Here is a 19647-nt window from a genome sequence, read left to right as displayed (position 1 = left end):
ATGGCGCCCGTCTTCGCCCACGGCCGACTCCGGCTCTACCTGCTCAAGCTGCTGGACGAGTCGCCCCGGCACGGCTACGAGGTGATCCGGCTGCTGGAAGAGCGTTTCCAGGGGCTGTACGCGCCCTCCGCGGGCACCGTCTACCCGCGGCTGGCGAAACTGGAGAAGGAGGGCCTGGTCACGCACTCCACCGAGGGCGGCCGCAAGGTCTACGCCCTCACCGACGCGGGCCGCGGCGAGCTGTCCGACCGCGCCGACGAGATCGCGGGCCTGGAGGCGGAGATCCGCGAGTCCGTCTCCACGCTGGCCGCCGAGATCCGCGAGGACGTCCGGGGCGCCGCCGGTGATCTGCGCCGCGAGGTGCGCGCCGCCGCGCAGGAGGCGCGTACGCCCCCGTCGCCCAAGCACGAGTGGCGCGAGCAGGCCGCGCGCGCCAAGGAGGAGAGCCGCCGGGCCAAGGAGGAGGCGCGCGACGCCCGCCGCCAGGCCAAGGCCGCGCGCGAGGAGGTCGAGCGGATCGCCCGCCAGGTCCAGGAGCAGGTGCAGTCGCACGTACGCTCCGGCGACTGGCAGGCGGGGCTGCGCGACGGTCTCGCCGAACTCACCAAGGAGCTGGGCCGGTTCGGCAAGGGCATGGACGTACCGACCACGCCCTGGGGCGCGCCCGGTACGCCCCCGGTCTGGGCCGACGCCACGGCCGAGCCCGCCCAGGAGACGGAGAAGGAGACGGAGGAGGAGACGGAGAGGGAAGGGGACACGTCGGCGACGTCGGACGCGGACACGGAAGCGCCCGAGCCCGCGGACGACGACACCCCGCCGTCCGCCGACCCCTTCCGCGACCTCGAACGCCTGCTGGACCGCTTCCGCGACGACATCCGCGACTCGGCCCGCGACCTGGGCGTCGACGACACCCAACTGCGCGAGGTGAGGCGCCACTTGTCCGCCGCGGCGGCGCACATCGCGGCGGCCCTGCACCTCCCGCCCACGTAACGCGGACCGCTTACACGGTCAGCACGACCTTCCCGAACAGCTCCCCGGCGGCGAGCCGTTCGAAGCCCTCGCGGGCGCGGTCCAGCGGCAGTACGGAGTCGATCACCGGCCGAATGCCGCTGGCCGCGCAGAAGGCCAGCAGGTCCCGCAGCTCCTCCTTGGAGCCCATGGTCGAACCGACCACCTTCAGCTCCAGGAAGAAGATCCGGTTCAGCTCGGCGGCGGCCGGATTCTGCCCGCTGGTGGCGCCGGAGATGACGAGCGTGCCGCCGGGCCGCAGCGACTTGACCGAGTGCGACCAGGTCGCCGCCCCGACGGTCTCGATGACGGCGTCCACCCGCTCCGGCAGCCGCGCGCCCGATTCGTACACCGCGTGCGCGCCCAGTTCGAGCGCGCGCTCCCGCTTGGCCGCGTCCCGGCTGGTGGCGTGCACCCGCAGTCCGGCGGCGCGGGCCAGCACGATCGCGGCGGTGGCGACACCGCCGCCCGCGCCCTGCACGAGGACCGCGTCGCCCGGCCGTACCCCGGCGTTGGTGAAGAGCATGCGGTACGCGGTCAGCCACGCGGTCGGCAGGCAGGCCGCCTCCTCGAAGGAGAGTTCCTTCGGCTTGGGCAGCACATTCCAGGCCGGTACGGAGACCCGTTCGGCGAAGGTGCCCTGGTAGTGCTCGGTGAGGATGGAGCGGCGCTCGGTGGGGCCGACCCCGTGACCGGTCTGGCCGATCACGGAGTGCAGCACCACCTCGTTGCCGTCCTCGTCGATCCCGGCGGCGTCGCAGCCGAGGATCATCGGCAGGCTCTCCCGGCCGAGGCCCACCCCGCGCAGCGACCACAGGTCGTGGTGGTTGAGCGAGGCGGCCTTGACCGTGACGGTGGTCCAGCCGGGGCGCTCCGACGGCTCCGGCCGCTCCCCCAACTCCAACCCGCTCAACGGCTTGTCGGCGTCAATACGTGCGGCGTATGCGGCATACATGCCGTCGACCCTACGGTCGGTCCCGGCGCCCGAGGAACCGCCACGGCATGTGACGCTCCGCGCACCCCGGGCCGCGGTCAGCGGCGCGCCACCCCTTCCGCCCGCGCGGCGGCGGCGACGGCCGCGGTCACGGCGGGGGCGACCCGCGGGTCGAAGGGCGACGGGATGACGCACTGCGGCGAGAGCTCGTCGGCGACGACGGCGGCCAGCGCCTCGGCGGCGGCGATCTTCATCCCCTCGGTGATGGCCGAGGCGCGCACCTGGAGGGCGCCCGCGAAGATCCCGGGGAAGGCGAGCACATTGTTGATCTGGTTCGGGAAGTCGCTGCGCCCGGTCGCCACGACCGCCGCGTACTTGTGCGCGACGTCCGGGTGGATCTCCGGCGTGGGGTTGGCCATCGCGAAGACGAACGCGCCACGGGCCATCGTGGCGACCGCGGACTCCGGGACCGTACCGCCGGAGACCCCGATGAAGACGTCGGCGCCGTCCAGCGCGGCCTCCAACGGCCCGGTGAGACCCGCCTTGTTCGTATACGAGGCCAGCTCGCGCTTGACCGGGTTCAGGTCGTCGCGTCCGGCGTGCACGATGCCCTTACGGTCGGTGACGGCGACGTCGCCGATGCCCGCCTCGACGAGGATCTTGGCGATGGCGACCCCGGCCGCGCCCGCGCCGGAGATGACCGCGCGCAGGTCGCCGAGGGTACGGCCGGTGAGCGTGCAGGAGTTGCGCAGCGCGGCGAGGGTGACGACGGCGGTGCCGTGCTGGTCGTCGTGGAAGACCGGGATGTCCAGCCGCTCCTGGAGCTTGCGCTCGATCTCGAAGCAGCGGGGGGCGGAGATGTCCTCCAGGTTGACGCCGCCGAAGGACGGGGCGAGCCGGACCACGGTCTCCACGATCTCGTCCACGCCGGTGCAGGCCAGCGCGATCGGCACGGCGTCGACGCCGCCGAACTGCTTGAAGAGGATGGCCTTGCCCTCCATGACCGGCAGGGACGCCTCGGGCCCGATGTCGCCCAGGCCCAGCACCGCGGTGCCGTCGGTGACGACCGCGACGACCTGGGACTTCCAGGTGTAGTCGTGCACCAGCTCCGGCTTGTTCGCGATGGCGGTGCAGACCTCGGCGACACCGGGTGTGTACGCGAGCGACAAGTCGTCGGCGTCGCGGACCGGCACGGTCGAGGTGACCTCCATCTTGCCGCCGCGGTGCAGGGCGAAGACCGGATCGATGGGGAACGCGTCGTCCGTACCGCTCATGCCGTCCGCACGGTCGGCGCCGTCCGCACTGTCGGCGCTGTCCGTACTGTCCGCATCGGTCCGGGGATTGACGATCTCCGCTGCCACTTTTTGACCCCTTTGTCTGAATGATGAATGAGGGTACTCCGCCCGAAGGGGGTGGAGGTGGGCTCGGCGTCCGCGTCACCAGGTACGAGTGAGCAAGGTGACGGCCGACGCCAGGCGCGCCGCACGCACGCCATGGGCCCCGGATGAGGGGTGAGGACCCGTTCTACCGGAAGTCGGTTCCGGCGACGAGTGGGAATTGATCGGCATGGCCTCCGCGTGGTCCGGCCTTGGTGTGCCGGCCTGGTGGAGGCCCGGGGATCGCCCGTTATCCGATTTTGACACAACGGGAACCCTGCCCGGGGGTGTCCGGATGGCAAGATGCACAGATCACACACGGTGGCGGTACTCGATGGCGTGTGCCATGTCCACTGCACGACCCCCTCACTTCCGCAGGAGGACACAGCGATGACCGCATGTACGACCCGGCGTTCGGCCGCTCTCACTCGTCTCACCGCGGTCGCCGCCATAGCGGTCGCCGGCACTCTGGTACTGACCGGATGCGGCGACCAGACCAAGAAGGACAAGCCCGCGAACACCGTCACCCCTAGTGGGACGGGGTCCTCGGCGACCTCGGCGGTCGCCCCGCTCTTCTCGAAGCTCCCCCAGAAGTACCAGGACTCCAAGACCATCAAGGTCGGCACGGACGCCTCGTACGCGCCGATGGAGCAGACCGAGAACGGCAAGATCGTCGGCATCGACCCGGACATCGCGGACGCGCTGGCCAAGCAGCTCGGCGTCACCTTCACGTTCACCAACGGCAAGTTCGACGGCCTGATCACCTCCATCTACACCGGCCGCTCGGACATCGTGATGTCCGCTATGAGCGACACGAAGGCCCGCCAGGGCGGTCTGGACGACAAGGGCAAGAAGATCGGCAAGGGCGTCGACTTCGTCGACTACTACACCTCCGGTTCCTCCCTGCTGGTGAAGAAGGGCAACCCGAAGGGCGTCAAGTCCCTGGCCGACGTGTGCGGGCAGACCGTGGCCGTCCAGCGCGGCACGATCTACGACGACGCGTTCGAGGCCCAGAAGAAGGAGTGCGGCTCCAAGGGTCTGACGATCCAGAAGTTCGACACCGACTCCGAGGCGCAGACCCGGGTGAAGGCGGGCGGCGCGGTCGCCGACCTCAACGACACGCCGGTGGCCGCGTACATCGCGCAGAAGTCCGGCAACGGCAACGACTTCGAGGTCGCGGGCTCCCCCGCCGACGCCGGTCCGTTCGGCATCGCGGTCAGCAAGGACAACACGCAGCTCAGGGACGCGCTGAAGGCGGCCATGGACGCGATCATCGCGGACGGCACCTACGCGCAGGTGTTGCAGAAGTGGAACGCGAGCAGCGGCGCCATCGCGTCGGCCGCGATCAACGGCGGTTCCTGACGTGGCATCGGGCACACCGACCCCCTTCGAGAAACCGTCGGGCGACACCCCGCCGCAGGACGCCCCGCCCCGGGACACCCCGCCGCAGGACCCGCTGCGGAAGGACACACGGCCGGCCACGCCGTACGAGGCCATCCGCGCGGTCCCGGTACGGCACTACGGGCGCTGGGTCAGCGCCGTCGTGGTGGTCGTGCTGCTGGGGTGGCTGGTCTACGCGTTCTCGCAGGGTGATGTCATCTGGGGCACGGTCGGGGACAAGGTCTTCGACCAGCAGGTGCTCAAGGGTCTGTGGCACACCGTCCTGATCAGTGTGTGCTCGATGGCGCTCGGCCTGGTGCTGGGCGTGCTCTTCGCGGTCATGCGGCTGTCGAAGAACCCGGTGACGGGGGCGGTGTCCTGGCTGTACATCTGGTTCTTCCGGGGCACCCCGGTGTACGTGCAGCTCCTGATGTGGTTCAACCTGTCGCTGATCTTCCCGGTGATCAACCTCGGGCCGATCTACAAGAACGACACCGTCGCCGTCATGACCCCCTTCGTGGCCGCCCTGCTGGGCCTCGGCCTCAACGAGGGCGCGTACATGGCGGAGATCGTGCGGGCCGGCATCCAGTCGGTGGACGAGGGCCAGACCGAGGCGGCGCACGCGCTCGGCATGACCGGCGGCAGGACCATGCGGCGGATCGTGCTGCCGCAGGCGATGCGCGTGATCATCCCGCCGACCGGCAACGAGTTCATCAACATGCTGAAGACCTCCTCGCTGGTGTCGGTGGTGCAGTACACCGAAGTGCTGCGCGCCACCTCCGACATCGGGTCCGACTCCGGCGCCGTGATGGAGATGCTGTTCGTGGCCTCCGTCTGGTACCTGGTGCTGACCAGCGTGTTCAGCGTCGGCCAGTTCTATCTGGAACGGCGTTACGCGCGTGGCTCGCTGCGGAGTCTGCCGCTCACGCCGTGGCAGAAGGTCATGTCCAACCTGTCCACCCTGCGCCGACCGAAGGTGGCCTGATGAGCGTCCAGCCGATGGTGAAGTCGGAGGCCGTCCACAAGTCGTTCGGCGCCGCGCACATTCTCAAGGGCATCGACCTGGAGGTCGCGCCCCGCGAGGTGTTCTGTCTGATCGGTCCCTCCGGTTCCGGCAAGTCCACCTTCCTGCGGTGCATCAACCACCTGGAACAGATCAACGCCGGGCGGCTGTGGGTCGACGGCGAGCTGGTCGGCTACCGGCAGCAGGGCGACCGGCTGCACGAGTTGCGGGACCGCGAGGTCGCGGCCAAGCGCCGGGACATCGGGATGGTCTTCCAGCGGTTCAATCTCTTCCCGCACATGACGGCGATCGAGAACGTCATGGAGGGTCCGGTCCAGGTCAAGCGGGAGCCCAAGGCGGTGGCGCGGGAGCGCGCCGTACGGCTGCTCGACCGGGTCGGCCTCGGCGACAAGGCGGCGAACTACCCGTCGCAGCTCTCCGGCGGGCAGCAGCAGCGGGTGGCCATCGCGCGGGCGCTGGCCATGGAGCCGAAGCTGATGCTGTTCGACGAGCCGACGTCGGCGCTCGACCCGGAGCTGGTCGGCGACGTCCTCGACGTGATGCGGGGGCTGGCCGAGGACGGCATGACGATGATCGTGGTCACGCACGAGATGGGGTTCGCCCGTGAGGTGGGCGACGCTCTGGTCTTCATGGACGACGGTGTCGTCGTCGAGTCGGGTCATCCCCGGGAGGTGCTGGGCAATCCGCAGCACGAGCGCACGAGGGCCTTTCTATCAAAGGTACTGTGACGCGACGCGGGACCACAAGGGGGTACGGGCCTCGGGCCCGTACCCCCTCCGTCGTACGCCCGGCGTCAACTCCCGCGCGATCAGGGCTACTTGAGGCCGAGCACGAGGGCGTCGCTGGGCGAACTCCACACACCCCGGGCCTCGGAGAAGCCCGCCTCGCGCAGTGTGCGCGCGTGCCATTCGAGCGGCGGGGTGTCGCCGTCGGCGTGCTCGCCGTAGATCTCGAACCGCCTGGCGGTGGGCTCGGCGAGCACCGGGTCGGCGGCGGCGAGCTGCCACCACTGGCTCCAGTCCAGGGCGCCCTCGGCCTTGGCCCGGTCCATCCGGGCGTGCCGCTGCGCGCGGTCGGCCGCGTTGAGGACGGGGGTCGCCGGGTCCGGCATGTGGTCGGCGTTGAGGAAGACCCCGCCCTCGCGCACGAGTCCGGCGAGCTGCCCGTACAGCGTCCGGAGCGCGTCGCTGTGCAGCCAGTGCAGCGCGGTCGCGGTGAGCACGGCGTCGTACGAGTCGTGCGGCAGCTTCTCGGTCCAGCGCGGGTCCTTGAGGTCGGCGGTCACAAGGGTGACCCTGTCGTCCCCGGCGAAGGAACCGGCCGCGATGGCGAGCAGCGCGGGGTCCAGGTCGACGCCGGTGCTCCTGGCCGCCGGGAACCTCCGGAGCAGCCGGTCCGTGATACTTCCGGTACCGCACGCGAGGTCCAGCACCCTGGGCGCGGTGCCGACCAGTGCCTCGACCATGTCCAGCATCACCCGAAAGCGTTCCTCGCGGTCGGGCATGTACCACTCCTGCTGGCGGTCCCAGCTCCGCTGCCAGTCCTGCCAGACACTCTCCGTCGCCACAGCCACACCAGCCTCCGTTTCGTAATACCCTGATAGCCCGTTCAGCCATTACCGAGACTAGACCGCCCCCAGTAAGGACCACAAGTGGAACTGGCTTATTACTCGGAATACGCCGTGCGCCTCGTGAACACCGAGGAGCCCAAGCGCGGCACGGACGCGCTGACCTCGGTCGAGGCCGTACGGGAGTTGATCGGCGCCGGTACGCAGGCCGCCGCGCGGGCGGTCGACGCCGATGTGGCCCGGCTGCGGGCGGTACGCGTCCGGCTGCGCGGGATCTTCGAGGCCGCCGACGAGGGCGACGAGGTCCGGGCGGTGGACCTGCTCAACGCGCTGATGCTGGAGTTCCCGGTCAGCCCGCAGATCTCCGGGCACGACTATCCGGACGACGCCACGGGACGCCCCGACTGGCACATGCACCTCGCCGACCACGCGGCGAACGCCGGCGCGTCGTACTCGGCCACCGCCTGCATGGGCCTGGCCGTCCAGCTCACCACGCTCGGCGTCGACCGGCTCGGCATCTGCGAGGCCGCGCCGTGCCGCAACGCGTACGTGGACACGTCGACCAACCGCTCCCGGCGCTACTGCTCCGACCGGTGCGCCACCCGCGCCAACGTCGCGGCCTACCGGGCCCGCAAGCGCCTGGAGAACGACCGGTCGGGCCGCAGCAGCCGCACGCAGGACGCCGCCCAGGAGGCCGCCCCCGCCACCGACCGCTGAACCTCGCCCGGTGGCCGGAACCGGCCCCGCGCACGCGCCATGACCAGCTCGTCGGGCACCGCGCCGAACTCCCGGCTGTCGTTCTCGACGAACGTGTTGTCGCCCAGCACCCACCAGCCGCCCTCGCGCCGCTCCACGGCACGCTTGACGATCAGCAGGTCCTGCTGCAACGGGTGCCGCAGCACCACCACGTCGCCCTCACGCACCTGCTCGGCGCCACTGGCGATCCGCTGGATCAGCAGCCAGTCCCCGTGCAGCAGCGTGGGTGCCATCGACGGACCAGTGACCTCGACCAACTGCCACGACAGCCTGGCCCCCTGCTCCCGCATCCTGCGCCTCCTGGTTCGTTCCTCCACCGACCCCAGAGTGGCACCAGACTTTTGTCCTAAGCCACCTGGGGCACCCGAGAAAACGACTCTCCCAGGGAGTAATCTCCCACGTGGAAAGACGATCACGAGGAAGGACAGCCATGTTCACTCGCCTGTTCGCGCCCAAGGTCAAGGTCAGCGCCCACTGCGACCTGCCCTGCGGCGTATACGACCCTGCCCAGGCCCGCATCGAGGCCGAGTCCGTCAAGGCGGTCCAGGAGAAGTACCAGGCCAACGAGGACGCGGACTTCCGCACCCGTGCCGTTCTGATCAAGGAGCAGCGCGCGGAGCTGGCCAAGCACCACGTCTCGGTGCTCTGGAGCGACTACTTCAAGCCCCCGCACTTCGAGAAGTACCCGGAGCTGCACCAGCTCGTCAACGACACCCTCAAGGCGCTCAGCGCGGCGAAGGCGTCGAACGACCCGGCGACCGGGCAGAAGGCCCTGGACTACATCGCCCAGATCGACAAGATCTTCTGGGAGACCAAGCAGGCCTGACCCCCCGGTTCACCCCGGAGCGTCAACCGCCCGCGCCCGGCCGTCACCCATACGGCCGAGCGCGGGCGTTTTTCTAGTCCCCGTCATCATTCAAGAATGTGGCGTGCGCCACAGCGATGTGCTGTCACATCGTGCCGTCCGGCGCACTCTTATGTAGCGCCGGAGGAAACCGGCACGATCACAGAACGTCCCCGTCCGTCAGGTCCCCCGTACCGGCGGACGGGGGCTTTTTGTCTCGGGGCGCCCGCTCACAGGACGTCGGCCAGCTCCTGGAGCAGCCGCCGCTTGGGGCGCGCGCCGACCAGCACCTTGACCGGCTCGCCCGCGCGGAACAGCAGCAGCGTGGGCATCGACATCACGCCGTACGCGGCCTGGGTCCCCGGGTTGGTGTCGACGTCGAGCTGGACGATCCGCAGCCGGTGCGACTCCTCGGCGGCGATCTCGGCCAGCACCGGGGCGATCATCCGGCACGGCGGGCACCAGTCGGCGGTGAAGTCGACCAGGACGGGCAGGTCGGAGCCGAGCACCTCGGCGGCGAAGGTCGCGTCGGTGACGGCGGGGACGGATGTGGCGGTACTGGTCATGGTGAATCCCTTTCACTGACGGACAGTTCGCACATCGGCTCGGCGGCGTTCCCCACCCCGCCCGGCCCGGCCTCCAGCTCCGCGCGGGCGAGCTGGGCGGCGACCTGGGCCCGTACCTCCTGGAGCCGGTCGACGACCGCGTCCAGCTCGGCGAGCTTGCGCCGGTAGACCTCCAGCGAGGCGGCGCAGGTGTCCCCCGCCGGGTGCCCGGCGCGCAGGCAGTCCACGAACGGCCGGGTCTCCTCCAGGCCGAAGCCGAAGTCCTGGAGCACCCGGATCTGCTCCAGCAGCCGCAGATGCTCCTCGTCGTACGACCGGTACCCGTTGCCCGACCGGTCGGCCGGCGGCAGCAGGCCCAGGGACTCGTAGTAGCGGAGGGTCCGGGTGGTGGTGCCCGCCCGTTCCGCGAGTTCGCCGATGCGCATACGGACGACGTTAGACCTTGACGTACGCGTCAAGGCCAGGACGATTTCCGGCCGCGCTGGCAAAAAGTTCCAAGATTTACGTCCAGGTGGTTGCTTACTGCCAGTCCGGCTCGACAGGCTGCGCGGAGCAGTTTCTTGACGTACCCCCGACAGTTTTGCCCCGCACACCCCCGCACACCCCCGCACACGCCCCCGAACACCCCCGGACGACAGCCCCACCACGCAGACCCACGCACACGCGAGGAGCACGGATGCACCGCCCGCTCAGACAACCGCGCAGCCGCAGAACCCTCACCGTGGCCGCCGCGCTCTCCCTGCTGGCCGGCCTCTCGGTGACCGCCGTCACCACGACCTCCGCCACGGCGGACGACCCGCGGACCGCCCGGCAGGCGGAATTCACCGCGGCGGCCCACGAGTTCGGCGTACCGCTGCCCGTACTGGAAGCCGTGTCGTTCTACGAGACCCGGTGGGAGGCACACGCCGGGCAGTCCAACGCCGAGGCCGGATACGGCCCGATGAACCTGACGAACCTCACCGCCGGGGAACTCGACGCGGACGGCCTGACCACCCAGTCGCCGCGCTACGCCGACCTGTTGAAGGCCCCGGCCGAGCACACCGCCGCCGTCGCGGCCGGACTCCTCGGCACCGACACCGCCGCCGTGCAGAGCGACGAGACGCTGAACATCCGCGGCGGCGCCGCGCTGCTCGCCTCGTACGCCAAGGGCTACGGCCACGGCAGGCTGCCGCGTGACATCGACGGCTGGTACGCCGCCGCCGCCCGCTACAGCCAGTCGACCGAGAACAAGGTCGCGCAGACCTTCGCCGACGGCGTGTGGGACACGATGCGCGGCGGCGCGACCCGCACCACGCAGGACGGCCAGCACATCACCCTCGCGCCGACCGGGCACCTGCGCCCGAACCGCGACGACGTGCGCAAGCTGGGCCTGAAGGAGGTCACTCCGCCCAAGAGCTCTCGGAAGCCGGAGTGCCCCACGTCGCTGAACTGCGACTTCATACCCGGCGCGTACACCCTGCTCGACCCGTCGGACCTGGCGGACTACGGCAGCCACGACCTCGCCGACCGCCCCAACGGCAACCTCGACGTCCGCTACATCACGCTGCACAGCACCGACGAGACGTACGACGGCACGCTCGACCTCTTCCGCGACCCGACCTACGCGGCGGGCGCGCACTACGTCGTCCGCTCGCAGGACGGCCACGTCACGCAGATGATCCCCACCAAGGACATCGCGTGGGACAGCGCGAACCGCTCCTTCTACCAGCACTCGATCGGCATCGAGCAGGAGGGCTGGGCGACGCACGGCGCGAGCTGGTACAGCGAGAACCTGTACCGCTCCACCGCCCGGCTCGTGCGCTACCTCGCGGCGAAGTACGACATCCCGCTGGACCGCGCGCACATCCTCGGCCACGACAACATCCCCGGCGGCACCGAGGGCGGCGTCGCCACCCAGCACTGGGACCCCGGACCCGGCTGGGACTGGGAGCACTTCTTCGACCTGCTCGGCGCGCCGATCCGCGCGACCGCCAAGCCGGGCAGCGCCGTCGTCGCCATCAAGCCGGGCTACGCGCGCAACAAGCAGACCACCACATACTGCGACGACGTGCAGGGCTACAAGCAGTTCCCCGGCCCGTACCGCGCCTTCGACTGCCCGGTGACGTCCACCGACACGCCGTCGAGCTTCGTACCGCTCCACACCGCGCCCAGCACGAGCGCGCCGCTGGTCGCCGACCCGTATCTGCACCCGGACGGCAGCGCGGGCACCACCGCGATGAACGACTGGGGCGACAAGGCACCGGCCGGTGAGCAGTACGTCGTCGCCGAGCGCAGGCCCGGCTGGACCGCGATCTGGTGGGGCGGCACCGAGGCGTGGCTCCAGGACTCCGCGCAACACCCGGCCACCGTCCCGGTGAAGGCGTCCCGCATCGTCCCCAAGGCAGGGAAGACCTCGATCCCCGTCTACACCACGGCCTACCCCGAAGCCTCCGTCTACCCGCCGGACTTCGTGGCCTTCGAGGGCGGCGTCGCCCCCCGCGCCCAGCTCGCCCGCGCCAAATACACCATCCCGGCCGGCCAGTCCTACGTCTCCGCCGGCCCCGCCGAGTACACCGACTCCTACTTCGCCATCTACTACGACGGCTCCGCCCCGTACGACCAGCACGATTTCGTCGGCACGACCAAGGTGTACGAGATCGTCTACAACCACCGCGTCGCCTTCGTGAACGCGGCCGACGTCGACGTCATCCCGGCCCACTAGCTTGGCTTGCAGCCCGCCATGTCCGAGCGCGCAGTTCCCCGCCCGGGCAGGCCGGCTTCTTCCGGCGCGCGGAGAACTGCGCCACCCGCCCCCACCGGCCGGTGGTCCGGCCACCACCGAACTGCCCCGCCGGGGCGGGCGGTGACCTGCGGAAGCGTCGTGGCTGAGCGCGCAGTTCCCCGCGCCCCTCAAAAGATCGGCTCGCCCCCGGACGAAAGACGGTGCCCCGTCAGGGGCGCGGGGAACTGCGCGAGCAACCCACACCGGGCCGGTGGCCCGGCCACCACCGAACTGCCCCACCGGGGCGGGCGGTGACCTGCGGAAGCGTCGTGGCTGAGCGCGCAGTTCCCCGCGCCCCTCAAAAGATCGGCTCGCCCCCCAGACGAAAGACGGTGCGCCCCGCCAGGGGCGCGGGGAACTGCGCCACCAGCCCCCACCGGGCCGGTGGTCCGGCCACCACCGAACTGCCCCGCCGGGGCGCAAGCTTCCCCGTCCGGGCAAGCCGGGCTTTTCAGGGGCGCGGGGAACTGCGCGAGCAACCCACCACCGGCGGGTGGACCGGCGACCACCGGACTGGCCCGGCGGGGCGGGTGGCACCACCGGGGTCAGCCGGTGCGGTCGCCCTCCAGGGCGGCGTGTGTGACGCGCAGGGCGCGGCTGGATGTGTCGAAGGTGCGCTGGGCGACGCAGACGAAGAAGCAGTCGACGACGACCAGTTGGCTGATGCGGCTGGCCATGGCACCGGGACGGAACGTCGTCTCCCGGCCCGCCGAGACGAGAATGAAATCGGCGAGCCGGGCGGCGGTGGACAGCGGGTGGTTGGTGATCACCACGGTCGTCGCGCCCTCGGCGGCGGCGCGCCGCAGCGGCGCGAGGACGTCACGGCTCTCGCCGGAGTGCGAGACAGCGAGGAAGACGTCCCCCGCCCCCAGGAGCACGGCGCTGGTGAGCGCCGACTGGGAGTCGCCGTGGGCGTGACAGGGCCGCCCGATACGCGCGAGCTTCTGCTGGAGGTCCTGGGCGACGAGACCGGACGCCCCGACCCCGGCTATGTGCAGTTGCCCGCCGCCGCAGACGGCCTTCACGGCGCCCGCGAGCTGCTCGGGATCGAGCTGCGTGGCGGTCTCCAGCACCGCCTGCGACTCGGTGTGCACGAGCTTGGCGATCACCTCGGCGGGCGAGTCGTCCTCGGTGATCCCGGAGGTCAGCGTCGAGCGCGGCGCCTGCCGCGCGGCGGACGCGGCCAGCGCCAGCCGCAGCTCGGGGTACCCGGCGAAGCCCAGCGCCCGCGCGGTGCGGACGATCGACGACTCACTGGTGCCCGCCAGGGCGCTCAGCTCGGAGATCGTGCTGCGCGCGACCTGCGCCGGATCCTCCACGATCAGCGAGGCGATCCTGGCGGCGGCCGGGGTGAGCGAGGGCAGCAGCCCCCGCACCGTGGCGGTGAGCGCGTCACCGGCGTCACTGGCCGCAGTGACGCTGGCTGCTCTGGTGGCCGGTCGTCCCGGGACTTTTTCGTGCACGGGGAAAGAATGCACCGTGAATCCTCCGCGTGGGACCTGCCGGGAGGATTCTCTTGTGCCGCCAGGGGATCGTCGCGGCACCCGGCCGCCCCCGGCGAATGTCACACGTCCGGGTGACAATGTCGGCGTGACCCTACCGCCGCCCGCCGCCCCGGAATCCACCGGTTCCGGTGCCGCCGACCCGCTGGACGCCCGGCTGCCGTCGCCGCTCGTCGAGGTGGCGGACGAGCGCCTGGCCGCCCGCGGGGTGCGGCTCGCGCTCAAGCGGGACGACCTGATCCACCCCGACCTGCCGGGCAACAAATACCGCAAGCTGCGGCTGAATCTGGCCGCGGCGGCCGAGGCCGGGCACACCACGCTGCTCACCTTCGGCGGCGCCTACTCCAACCACCTGCGGGCGACGGCGGCGGCCGGTCGCCTGCTCGGTTTCCGCACCGTCGGCGTCGTGCGGGGCGACGAACTGGCCGACCGGCCGCTCAACCCCTCGCTGGCACGGGCCGCGGCCGACGGGATGCGACTGGAATTCGTCGACCGGGCCACGTACCGCCGCAAGGCCGAGCCCGAGACGCTGGCCGCGCTCACCGACCGGTTCGGGCCCGCCTATGTGCTGCCCGAGGGCGGCAGCAACGCGCTGGCGGCCGTCGGCGCCGCCGAGCTGGGGCGCGAGCTGGACGGCGAGGCCGACGTGGTGGCGGTCGCCGTCGGCACCGGCGGCACCCTGGCCGGGCTCGCGGCCGGGCTCGGCCGGGCGGAGGCGATCGGCTTCCCCGTCCTGCGCGGCGGCGGCTTCCTGGCCGCCGAGGTGCTGCGGCTCCAGGAGGAGGCGTTCGGCGGCCGACGCGGCCGGTGGCGCCTCGACGACCGCTTCCACCACGGCGGCTACGCCCGTACCACCCCCGAACTCGACGCCTTCGCCGCCGACTTCGCCGCCCGGCACGGACTGCGCCCCGAGCCGGTCTACGTGGCGAAGATGCTGCACGGCGTCCACTCCCTGGCCGAGGAGGGCGTCTTCCCGCCGGGCACCCGGGTGGCCGCGGTGATCACGGGCACCGACCCCGGAGGGACCGGATGATCATCGAGAGGGCGTACGCGCACATCCCCGCCGCCGAGGGCGACGACGAGTTCCGCGGGGACCGCTGGCCGTGGTCGGTCCCGGCCGTCGCCGGGCTGCTGCGCGACGGGCTGCGCTTCACCGCGCCCGTCACCTTCCTGGTCGGTGAGAACGGCTCGGGCAAGTCCACGCTGGTCGAGGCCATCGCCGAGGGCTTCGGCCTGGACCCGCACGGCGGGCGGGCGGGCTACCGCTACGTCTCGGACCGCCCCCGCTCCCCGCTCGGCGAGCGCATCCGCTTCGACACCACGGCGGCGGGCGGCCGGATGCTCGGCGGGCCGCGTACCGGCCGCCGCGGCTTCTTCCTGCGCGCCGAGACCGCGATGGACGCGCTCGGCCGCGAATTCCTGCCGGTGGAGTCCATGAGCCACGGCGAGGGCTTCCTGCTCGCCTTCCGGGAGCGCTTCAGCCACCCGGTGGGCCTGTACGTGCTGGACGAGCCGGAGTCCGCGCTGTCGTTCACGGCCTGTCTGCACCTGGTGGGCCTCATGCACGAGCTGGGCCGCTCCGGCGCGCAGATCATCTGCGCCACCCACTCCCCGCTGCTCACCGCGACCCCCGACGCGGCCATCCTGGAGGTGGGCGAGCGCGGTGTGCGCGAGACGGCCTGGGAGGACCTGGCGATCGTCGACCACTGGCGTCGCTATCTGGCCGACCCCCGCGCTTACCTGCGTCACATCATCGAGCCGTAACCTGGTGGCATGATCCGCACCGCGACCCCGGACGACGTCCCCGTGATCCACGCGCTGATCCGCGAACTCGCCGAGTACGAGCGGGCGCTGGAGGAGGCGCGGGCCACGGAGGAGCAGTTGCACGCGGCCCTGTTCGGCCCCGACGCGGTGGCGCACGCGCTGATCGCCGAGGAGCCCGCGAAGCCCGCGGCGGACGGTGCGGACGACGGCTCGAGCGAGGGCGAGGGCGCGGGCGCGGGCGCGGGCACCGTGGTCGGCTTCGCGCTGTGGTTCCGGAACTTCTCCACCTGGACCGGCACCCCCGGCCTCTACCTGGAGGATCTGTACGTACGCCCGCAGGCGCGCGGCGGCGGGCACGGCAAGGCGCTGCTGGCCGCGCTCGCGGCGGTCTGCGTGGAGCGCGGCTACGAGCGCTTCGAGTGGGCGGTCCTCGACTGGAACGAGAAGGCGCTGGGCGTCTACCGCTCCATCGGCGCCCGCCCGCAGGACGAGTGGACCGTACAGCGGCTTTCCGGCCCGGCGCTGGCCGAACTGGCCGCGCTGGCGCACGCTCGGTGAACCGGGCGGATTCTCATGCGAATTGAGTCGGCAGACCACTACCCACGGTCCGTGCTCGTGCGCTTACCATGGGTGACAGAGATACGGATACCGTACCGTTCCCCTACCGTGCGCCGTCCGGGCGACAGCGGGGTACGGATCGCGATAGCGTCGCTGCGAACCAGAGCAATCACTGTGTGCCACCGTGGAGGTGAGGGTGTCCCAGATCGCAGGCGAGCCCGGGTCGAAGGACTTCGTCGAGGTCCGGCTGCCCGCGGCGGGAGCCTATCTGTCAGTGCTGCGGACGGCCACGGCCGGACTCGCGGCACGGCTGGACTTCACCCTCGACGAGATCGAGGATCTGCGGATCGCCGTGGACGAGGCGTGCGCGATCCTGTTGCAGCAAGCCGTCCCCGGGTCCGTGCTGAGCTGTGTCTTCCGGCTCGTCGGGGACTCGTTGTGGGTGACCGTCTCCGCGCCCACCACCGACGGCAGGGCGCCGGAGCGGGACACCTTCGCGTGGACGGTGCTGTCGGCACTGGCCGGCGAGGTGGACTCCACCGTCGCCGAGGACAAGACCGTCAGCATCAGCCTCCACAAGAAGCGCGGCGCCGGTCCAGGGCTGTCGTGACTCTCGCGTGCGGGAAGACGGGGAATCGCCATGAGCGCTGAGCTATCCCGGGGTGAAGACCCCGGCACGCCCGCGGGCCACGACGAGGCGCACGACGCGCGTCAGTCGCCCGCGGTGCACGGCCGCGCCTCCGTACCGGCCCAACCCGATCCCGCGGGGCCGGCCGGGCGGCGGCACACGGCCAGGCAGCACCCCGAACCCGGCGGGGAGACCCGCACGGACGACCGTATGGACGGAATGGACGCGGCGCAGCAGGCGGAGCAGGCGGACCCCATGGAGCAGCAGGACCAGCGCGAGCAGCCGGAGCGGCCCGGACAGCCCGAGCCGCCCGAGCGACGGGACGCGCCGCCGGAGCAGCAGGCGGAGCCGGCCGGGCCCCCGTCCGCGCGCCAGGAGGCGGAGCCCCGGTCCGACGGGGAAGCCGACCAGGAGCCCGACCGGGGCTCCGACCGCGAGTCCGACCGGGAATCCGACCGCGAGGAGCAGCGGGAGGCGCACGACCCGCACGACCGGGCGGGCGCCCGCGCCCTCTTCGTCGAGCTGAGCAAGCTGCCCGAGGGCTCCAACGAGCGCGCGGAGCTGCGCAATCAGCTCGTACGGATGCATCTGCCGCTGGTCGAGCACCTGGCCCGGCGGTTCCGCAACCGCGGTGAGCCGCTGGACGACCTGACGCAGGTGGCCACGATCGGGCTGATCAAGTCCGTCGACCGGTTCGACGTGGACCGCGGCGTGGAGTTCTCGACGTACGCGACCCCCACCGTGGTCGGCGAGATCAAACGTCACTTCAGGGACAAGGGCTGGGCGGTACGGGTGCCGCGCCGCCTCCAGGAGCTGCGGCTGGCGCTGACCACCGCGACCGGTGAGCTGTCCCAGCGGCACGGGCGGGCGCCGACGGTGCACGAGCTGGCCGAGCACCTGAAGATCTCCGAGGAGGAGGTGCTGGAGGGCCTGGAGTCCGCCAACGCCTACAGCACGCTCTCCCTGGACGTCCCGGACACCGACGACGAGTCGCCGGCCGTCGCCGACACCCTCGGCTCCGAGGACGAGGCGCTGGAGGGCGTGGAGTACCGCGAGTCCCTCAAGCCGCTGCTGGAACAGCTCCCGCCGCGTGAGAAGACGATTCTGCTGCTGCGCTTCTTCGGCAACATGACCCAGTCGCAGATCGCCCAGGAGGTCGGCATCTCGCAGATGCACGTCTCGCGTCTGCTGGCCCGCACGCTGGCCCAGCTCCGGGACAAGCTGCTGATCGAGGAGTAGCCCTCGCCGGGCGGGCGGCCGGCCATCAGGCCCGCCCGGGGCGACCGGGACCCGCACGCCCGCGAGAGACCGGCCGCGGACCGCCGGGGCGCGCGGTCCGTCAGGACGCGCGGTCCGTCAGGACGACGTCAGGCTGTCAGGACGACGTCCGGCTCATTCCCAGGGCGTCCGTGGTGGCGGGGTGGGCCAGGAGGACGAGGCAGGTCAGGGCGAGGGCGCCCAGGACCGCGCCGCCCGCGACGAAGCCGCCGCCGTCGCTGTGCAGCAGCGTCCAGGCGATCGGCAGCGACAGGAGCTGGATGATCAGCGCGGGCCCGCGGCTCCACCGGCGGGCCTTGCGCAGCCCGTACGCGGCGCCGAGCGGAAAGCCCGCGAGGACGAGGACGAGCAGCCCGGCGAGCACGGCCTTGCCCGAGCCGCCGAAGAACATCGTGACGCCCCAGGCGACCACGGCCAGGCCCTCCACGGCGGCGACGGCGGCAGCGGCGGTCAGCCGCAGCGGCGGCGGTCCCGCGTCCGCGTCGGCGGCGGCCTTCGCGGCGGCGGCTGCCTCCCGCTCGCGCTCGGTGGGCTGTTCGCGCATCGGCGGCACGAACTTCTGCATCTTCTCCGCCACCCGCTGAGGCGGCTTCCGCGTCTTCTTCGAGGGCTGGCTCACACCGGCCAGCGTAGCCCGCTGTACCAGACGGTAGGTACGCTGTCGACCATGCGCGCTCTCCTCGTGGTCAATCCTGCCGCCACCACCACCAGCGCGCGGGTGCGTGATGTGATCAGTACCGCACTGGCGAGCGACCTCAAGCTGGACGTCGCGACGACCGAGTACCGCGGGCACGCGCGGGACCTCGCGCGGCGGGCCGCGGAAGGCGGCGAGGTGGGCCTGGTGGTCGCCCTCGGCGGCGACGGCACGGTCAACGAGGTGGTGAACGGGCTGCTGCACCACGGCCCCGACCCGGAGGCGCTGCCGCAGCTCGCGGTGGTGCCCGGCGGGTCCACCAATGTCTTCGCGCGGGCGCTCGGGCTGCCCAACGACGCGGTGGAGGCGACCGGCGCGCTGCTGGACGCGATGCGCGAGGGGTCCTCGCGGACGGTGGGGCTCGGTCTGGTGAGCGGGACGCCGGGCACCGAGGACGAAGGGGTGCCGCCGCGCTGGTTCACCTTCTGCGCGGGTCTGGGGTTCGACGCCGGGGTGGTCGGACGGGTCGAACAGCAGCGGGAGTTGGGCAAGCGCTCCACGCACGCGCTGTATTTGCGCCAGGTCGCACGTCAGTTTCTGGCCGATCCGCACCGCAGGCACGGCACGATCTCGTTGCAACGCCCGGACGGCGAACCGGTGTCGGGGCTCGCGATGGCGATAATCTGCAACACCTCGCCGTGGACCTATCTCGGGAACAGACCGGTGTACGCCTCCCCCGGCGCGTCCTTCGACACCGCCCTCGATCTGCTGGGCGTGACAAAGATGTCCATGGCCTCTGCCACGCGTTACTCGGCGCAATTGCTCCGTTCCACTCCGGAGCGGGGACCGCGCGGGAAGAACGCGCTGGCGCTCCACGACCTGACCGACTTCACCTTGCAATCGCAGGCGGCATTGCCCTTCCAGGTGGACGGTGACCACCTGGGGCTGCGAACGAGCGCGACCTTCACAGGCGTACGCCGTGCACTGCGTGTGATTGTGTAAGTCGAAGAGCCTAAAGTCCTTTTACTCGAACGTTTAGACTGCCCTGCACCCCATGGAAGTACGGC

The 19647-nt window shown here is 71.4% G+C and carries 21 protein-coding genes; 13 read left to right on the top strand and 8 right to left on the bottom strand.

Annotated features, from left to right (window positions below; translation table 11 throughout):
* Positions 1–990: a helix-turn-helix transcriptional regulator gene (locus ACFZAM_RS09880; RefSeq protein WP_391044400.1), complete on the top strand. Its 990-nt coding sequence runs from the start codon at positions 1–3 to the stop codon at positions 988–990.
* Between the two features lie 10 nt (positions 991–1000).
* On the opposite strand, the gene ACFZAM_RS09875 is transcribed toward ACFZAM_RS09880, so the two are convergent.
* Positions 1001–1963 carry a zinc-binding dehydrogenase gene (locus ACFZAM_RS09875; RefSeq protein ID WP_391044398.1) on the bottom strand — a complete coding sequence of 321 codons (963 nt, stop codon included), beginning with the start codon at positions 1961–1963 and terminating at the stop codon, positions 1001–1003.
* A 77-nt stretch (positions 1964–2040) separates the two neighbouring features.
* Positions 2041–3216, bottom strand: coding sequence for a malic enzyme-like NAD(P)-binding protein (locus ACFZAM_RS09870; protein WP_391044811.1), 1176 nt, complete (start codon positions 3214–3216; stop codon positions 2041–2043).
* Between the two features lie 492 nt (positions 3217–3708).
* Between ACFZAM_RS09870 and ACFZAM_RS09865 the strand changes: the two genes are divergently transcribed.
* From ACFZAM_RS09865 to ACFZAM_RS09855, 3 genes are read left to right on the top strand one after another with little or no spacing between them, the layout of a single operon-like run.
* On the top strand, positions 3709–4680 hold the full coding sequence (locus ACFZAM_RS09865; protein ID WP_355347262.1) for an ABC transporter substrate-binding protein: 972 nt from the start codon (positions 3709–3711) through the stop codon (positions 4678–4680).
* Position 4681: 1 nt separating this feature from the next.
* Positions 4682–5683, top strand: a complete 1002-nt coding sequence (locus ACFZAM_RS09860) for an ABC transporter permease subunit (protein ID WP_391044396.1) — start codon at positions 4682–4684, stop codon at positions 5681–5683.
* Positions 5683–6450, top strand: coding sequence for an amino acid ABC transporter ATP-binding protein (locus ACFZAM_RS09855; RefSeq protein ID WP_355347265.1), 768 nt, complete (start codon positions 5683–5685; stop codon positions 6448–6450). The genes ACFZAM_RS09860 and ACFZAM_RS09855 overlap by 1 nt, the downstream gene beginning before the upstream one ends.
* A gap of 86 nt (positions 6451–6536) precedes the next feature.
* Here ACFZAM_RS09855 and ACFZAM_RS09850 read toward each other — a convergent pair whose 3' ends face one another.
* Entirely contained in the window at positions 6537–7295 is a 759-nt protein-coding gene (locus ACFZAM_RS09850; protein ID WP_391044393.1) for a methyltransferase domain-containing protein, read from the bottom strand.
* Between the two features lie 78 nt (positions 7296–7373).
* Here ACFZAM_RS09850 and ACFZAM_RS09845 point away from each other — a divergent pair, with 78 nt between their 5' ends.
* Positions 7374–8006: a CGNR zinc finger domain-containing protein gene (locus tag ACFZAM_RS09845; RefSeq protein WP_355347268.1), complete on the top strand. Its 633-nt coding sequence runs from the start codon at positions 7374–7376 to the stop codon at positions 8004–8006.
* Here ACFZAM_RS09845 and sodX read toward each other — a convergent pair.
* Complete coding sequence (gene sodX / locus ACFZAM_RS09840) at positions 7910–8335, bottom strand: nickel-type superoxide dismutase maturation protease (protein ID WP_355347270.1); 426 nt, start codon at positions 8333–8335, stop codon at positions 7910–7912. The two genes, ACFZAM_RS09845 and sodX, sit on opposite strands and share 97 nt — an antisense overlap.
* A 140-nt stretch (positions 8336–8475) precedes the next feature.
* Between sodX and sodN the strand changes: the two genes are divergently transcribed.
* Complete coding sequence (gene sodN, locus ACFZAM_RS09835) at positions 8476–8871, top strand: superoxide dismutase, Ni (protein ID WP_355347273.1); 396 nt, start codon at positions 8476–8478, stop codon at positions 8869–8871.
* Between the two features lie 248 nt (positions 8872–9119).
* Here the strand turns inward: sodN and trxA are convergent, their stop codons facing one another.
* Both trxA and ACFZAM_RS09825 read right to left on the bottom strand, forming a co-directional pair.
* Entirely contained in the window at positions 9120–9455 is a 336-nt protein-coding gene (gene trxA, locus ACFZAM_RS09830; RefSeq protein WP_391044391.1) for a thioredoxin, read from the bottom strand.
* Complete coding sequence (locus tag ACFZAM_RS09825; RefSeq protein ID WP_391044389.1) at positions 9452–9880, bottom strand: MerR family transcriptional regulator; 429 nt, start codon at positions 9878–9880, stop codon at positions 9452–9454. Before ACFZAM_RS09825 ends, trxA begins: the two co-directional genes overlap by 4 nt.
* Before the next feature lie 251 nt (positions 9881–10131).
* Between ACFZAM_RS09825 and ACFZAM_RS09820 the strand changes: the two genes are divergently transcribed.
* Positions 10132–12156, top strand: coding sequence for an N-acetylmuramoyl-L-alanine amidase (locus ACFZAM_RS09820; RefSeq protein ID WP_391044387.1), 2025 nt, complete (start codon positions 10132–10134; stop codon positions 12154–12156).
* A 605-nt stretch (positions 12157–12761) separates the two neighbouring features.
* Here ACFZAM_RS09820 and ACFZAM_RS09815 read toward each other — a convergent pair.
* On the bottom strand, positions 12762–13679 hold the full coding sequence (locus tag ACFZAM_RS09815) for a MurR/RpiR family transcriptional regulator (protein ID WP_355347285.1): 918 nt from the start codon (positions 13677–13679) through the stop codon (positions 12762–12764).
* A 127-nt stretch (positions 13680–13806) separates the two neighbouring features.
* On the opposite strand from ACFZAM_RS09815, the gene ACFZAM_RS09810 reads away from it, so the two are divergent.
* The 5 genes from ACFZAM_RS09810 to ACFZAM_RS09790 all read left to right on the top strand — a co-directional run bounded on the left by ACFZAM_RS09810 (position 13807) and on the right by ACFZAM_RS09790 (position 17907).
* Positions 13807–14751 carry a pyridoxal-phosphate dependent enzyme gene (locus tag ACFZAM_RS09810; RefSeq protein WP_391044385.1) on the top strand — a complete coding sequence of 315 codons (945 nt, stop codon included), beginning with the start codon at positions 13807–13809 and terminating at the stop codon, positions 14749–14751.
* On the top strand, positions 14748–15482 hold the full coding sequence (locus ACFZAM_RS09805) for an AAA family ATPase (protein WP_355347288.1): 735 nt from the start codon (positions 14748–14750) through the stop codon (positions 15480–15482). The genes ACFZAM_RS09810 and ACFZAM_RS09805 overlap by 4 nt, the downstream gene beginning before the upstream one ends.
* Before the next feature lie 9 nt (positions 15483–15491).
* Positions 15492–16040 (top strand): GNAT family N-acetyltransferase, encoded by a 549-nt coding sequence (locus ACFZAM_RS09800; RefSeq protein ID WP_391044383.1) that lies wholly within the window; start codon positions 15492–15494, stop codon positions 16038–16040.
* 196 nt (positions 16041–16236) lie between these two features.
* Complete coding sequence (locus tag ACFZAM_RS09795; protein ID WP_188283433.1) at positions 16237–16650, top strand: anti-sigma regulatory factor; 414 nt, start codon at positions 16237–16239, stop codon at positions 16648–16650.
* Between the two features lie 228 nt (positions 16651–16878).
* Positions 16879–17907: a SigB/SigF/SigG family RNA polymerase sigma factor gene (locus tag ACFZAM_RS09790; protein WP_391044809.1), complete on the top strand. Its 1029-nt coding sequence runs from the start codon at positions 16879–16881 to the stop codon at positions 17905–17907.
* Between the two features lie 136 nt (positions 17908–18043).
* On the opposite strand, the gene ACFZAM_RS09785 is transcribed toward ACFZAM_RS09790, so the two are convergent.
* Positions 18044–18565 carry a hypothetical protein gene (locus ACFZAM_RS09785; protein WP_355347295.1) on the bottom strand — a complete coding sequence of 174 codons (522 nt, stop codon included), beginning with the start codon at positions 18563–18565 and terminating at the stop codon, positions 18044–18046.
* 48 nt (positions 18566–18613) lie between these two features.
* On the opposite strand from ACFZAM_RS09785, the gene ACFZAM_RS09780 reads away from it, so the two are divergent.
* Positions 18614–19582: a diacylglycerol kinase family protein gene (locus tag ACFZAM_RS09780; RefSeq protein WP_355347298.1), complete on the top strand. Its 969-nt coding sequence runs from the start codon at positions 18614–18616 to the stop codon at positions 19580–19582.
* Positions 19583–19647: the final 65 nt, after the last annotated feature.

Origin of the sequence: Streptomyces sp. NPDC008079 (genome assembly GCF_042957385.1) — a bacterium.
GTDB lineage: Bacteria > Actinomycetota > Actinomycetes > Streptomycetales > Streptomycetaceae > Actinacidiphila.
Note: the sequence above shows the minus strand (reverse complement) of the source record. Positions and strands in the feature narration are given on the sequence as shown.

Coding starts and splice junctions, on each gene's coding strand:
- ACFZAM_RS09880 (WP_391044400.1), top strand. CDS start 1: ATGGCGCCCGTCTTCGCCCACGGCCGACTCCGGCTCTACCTGCTCAAG.
- ACFZAM_RS09875 (WP_391044398.1), bottom strand. CDS start 1,963: ATGTATGCCGCATACGCCGCACGTATTGACGCCGACAAGCCGTTGAGC.
- ACFZAM_RS09870 (WP_391044811.1), bottom strand. CDS start 3,216: ATGAGCGGTACGGACGACGCGTTCCCCATCGATCCGGTCTTCGCCCTG.
- ACFZAM_RS09865 (WP_355347262.1), top strand. CDS start 3,709: ATGACCGCATGTACGACCCGGCGTTCGGCCGCTCTCACTCGTCTCACC.
- ACFZAM_RS09855 (WP_355347265.1), top strand. CDS start 5,683: ATGAGCGTCCAGCCGATGGTGAAGTCGGAGGCCGTCCACAAGTCGTTC.
- sodX (WP_355347270.1), bottom strand. CDS start 8,335: ATGCGGGAGCAGGGGGCCAGGCTGTCGTGGCAGTTGGTCGAGGTCACT.
- sodN (WP_355347273.1), top strand. CDS start 8,476: ATGTTCACTCGCCTGTTCGCGCCCAAGGTCAAGGTCAGCGCCCACTGC.
- trxA (WP_391044391.1), bottom strand. CDS start 9,455: ATGACCAGTACCGCCACATCCGTCCCCGCCGTCACCGACGCGACCTTC.
- ACFZAM_RS09825 (WP_391044389.1), bottom strand. CDS start 9,880: ATGCGCATCGGCGAACTCGCGGAACGGGCGGGCACCACCACCCGGACC.
- ACFZAM_RS09820 (WP_391044387.1), top strand. CDS start 10,132: ATGCACCGCCCGCTCAGACAACCGCGCAGCCGCAGAACCCTCACCGTG.
- ACFZAM_RS09805 (WP_355347288.1), top strand. CDS start 14,748: ATGATCATCGAGAGGGCGTACGCGCACATCCCCGCCGCCGAGGGCGAC.
- ACFZAM_RS09800 (WP_391044383.1), top strand. CDS start 15,492: ATGATCCGCACCGCGACCCCGGACGACGTCCCCGTGATCCACGCGCTG.
- ACFZAM_RS09790 (WP_391044809.1), top strand. CDS start 16,879: ATGGACGGAATGGACGCGGCGCAGCAGGCGGAGCAGGCGGACCCCATG.
- ACFZAM_RS09780 (WP_355347298.1), top strand. CDS start 18,614: ATGCGCGCTCTCCTCGTGGTCAATCCTGCCGCCACCACCACCAGCGCG.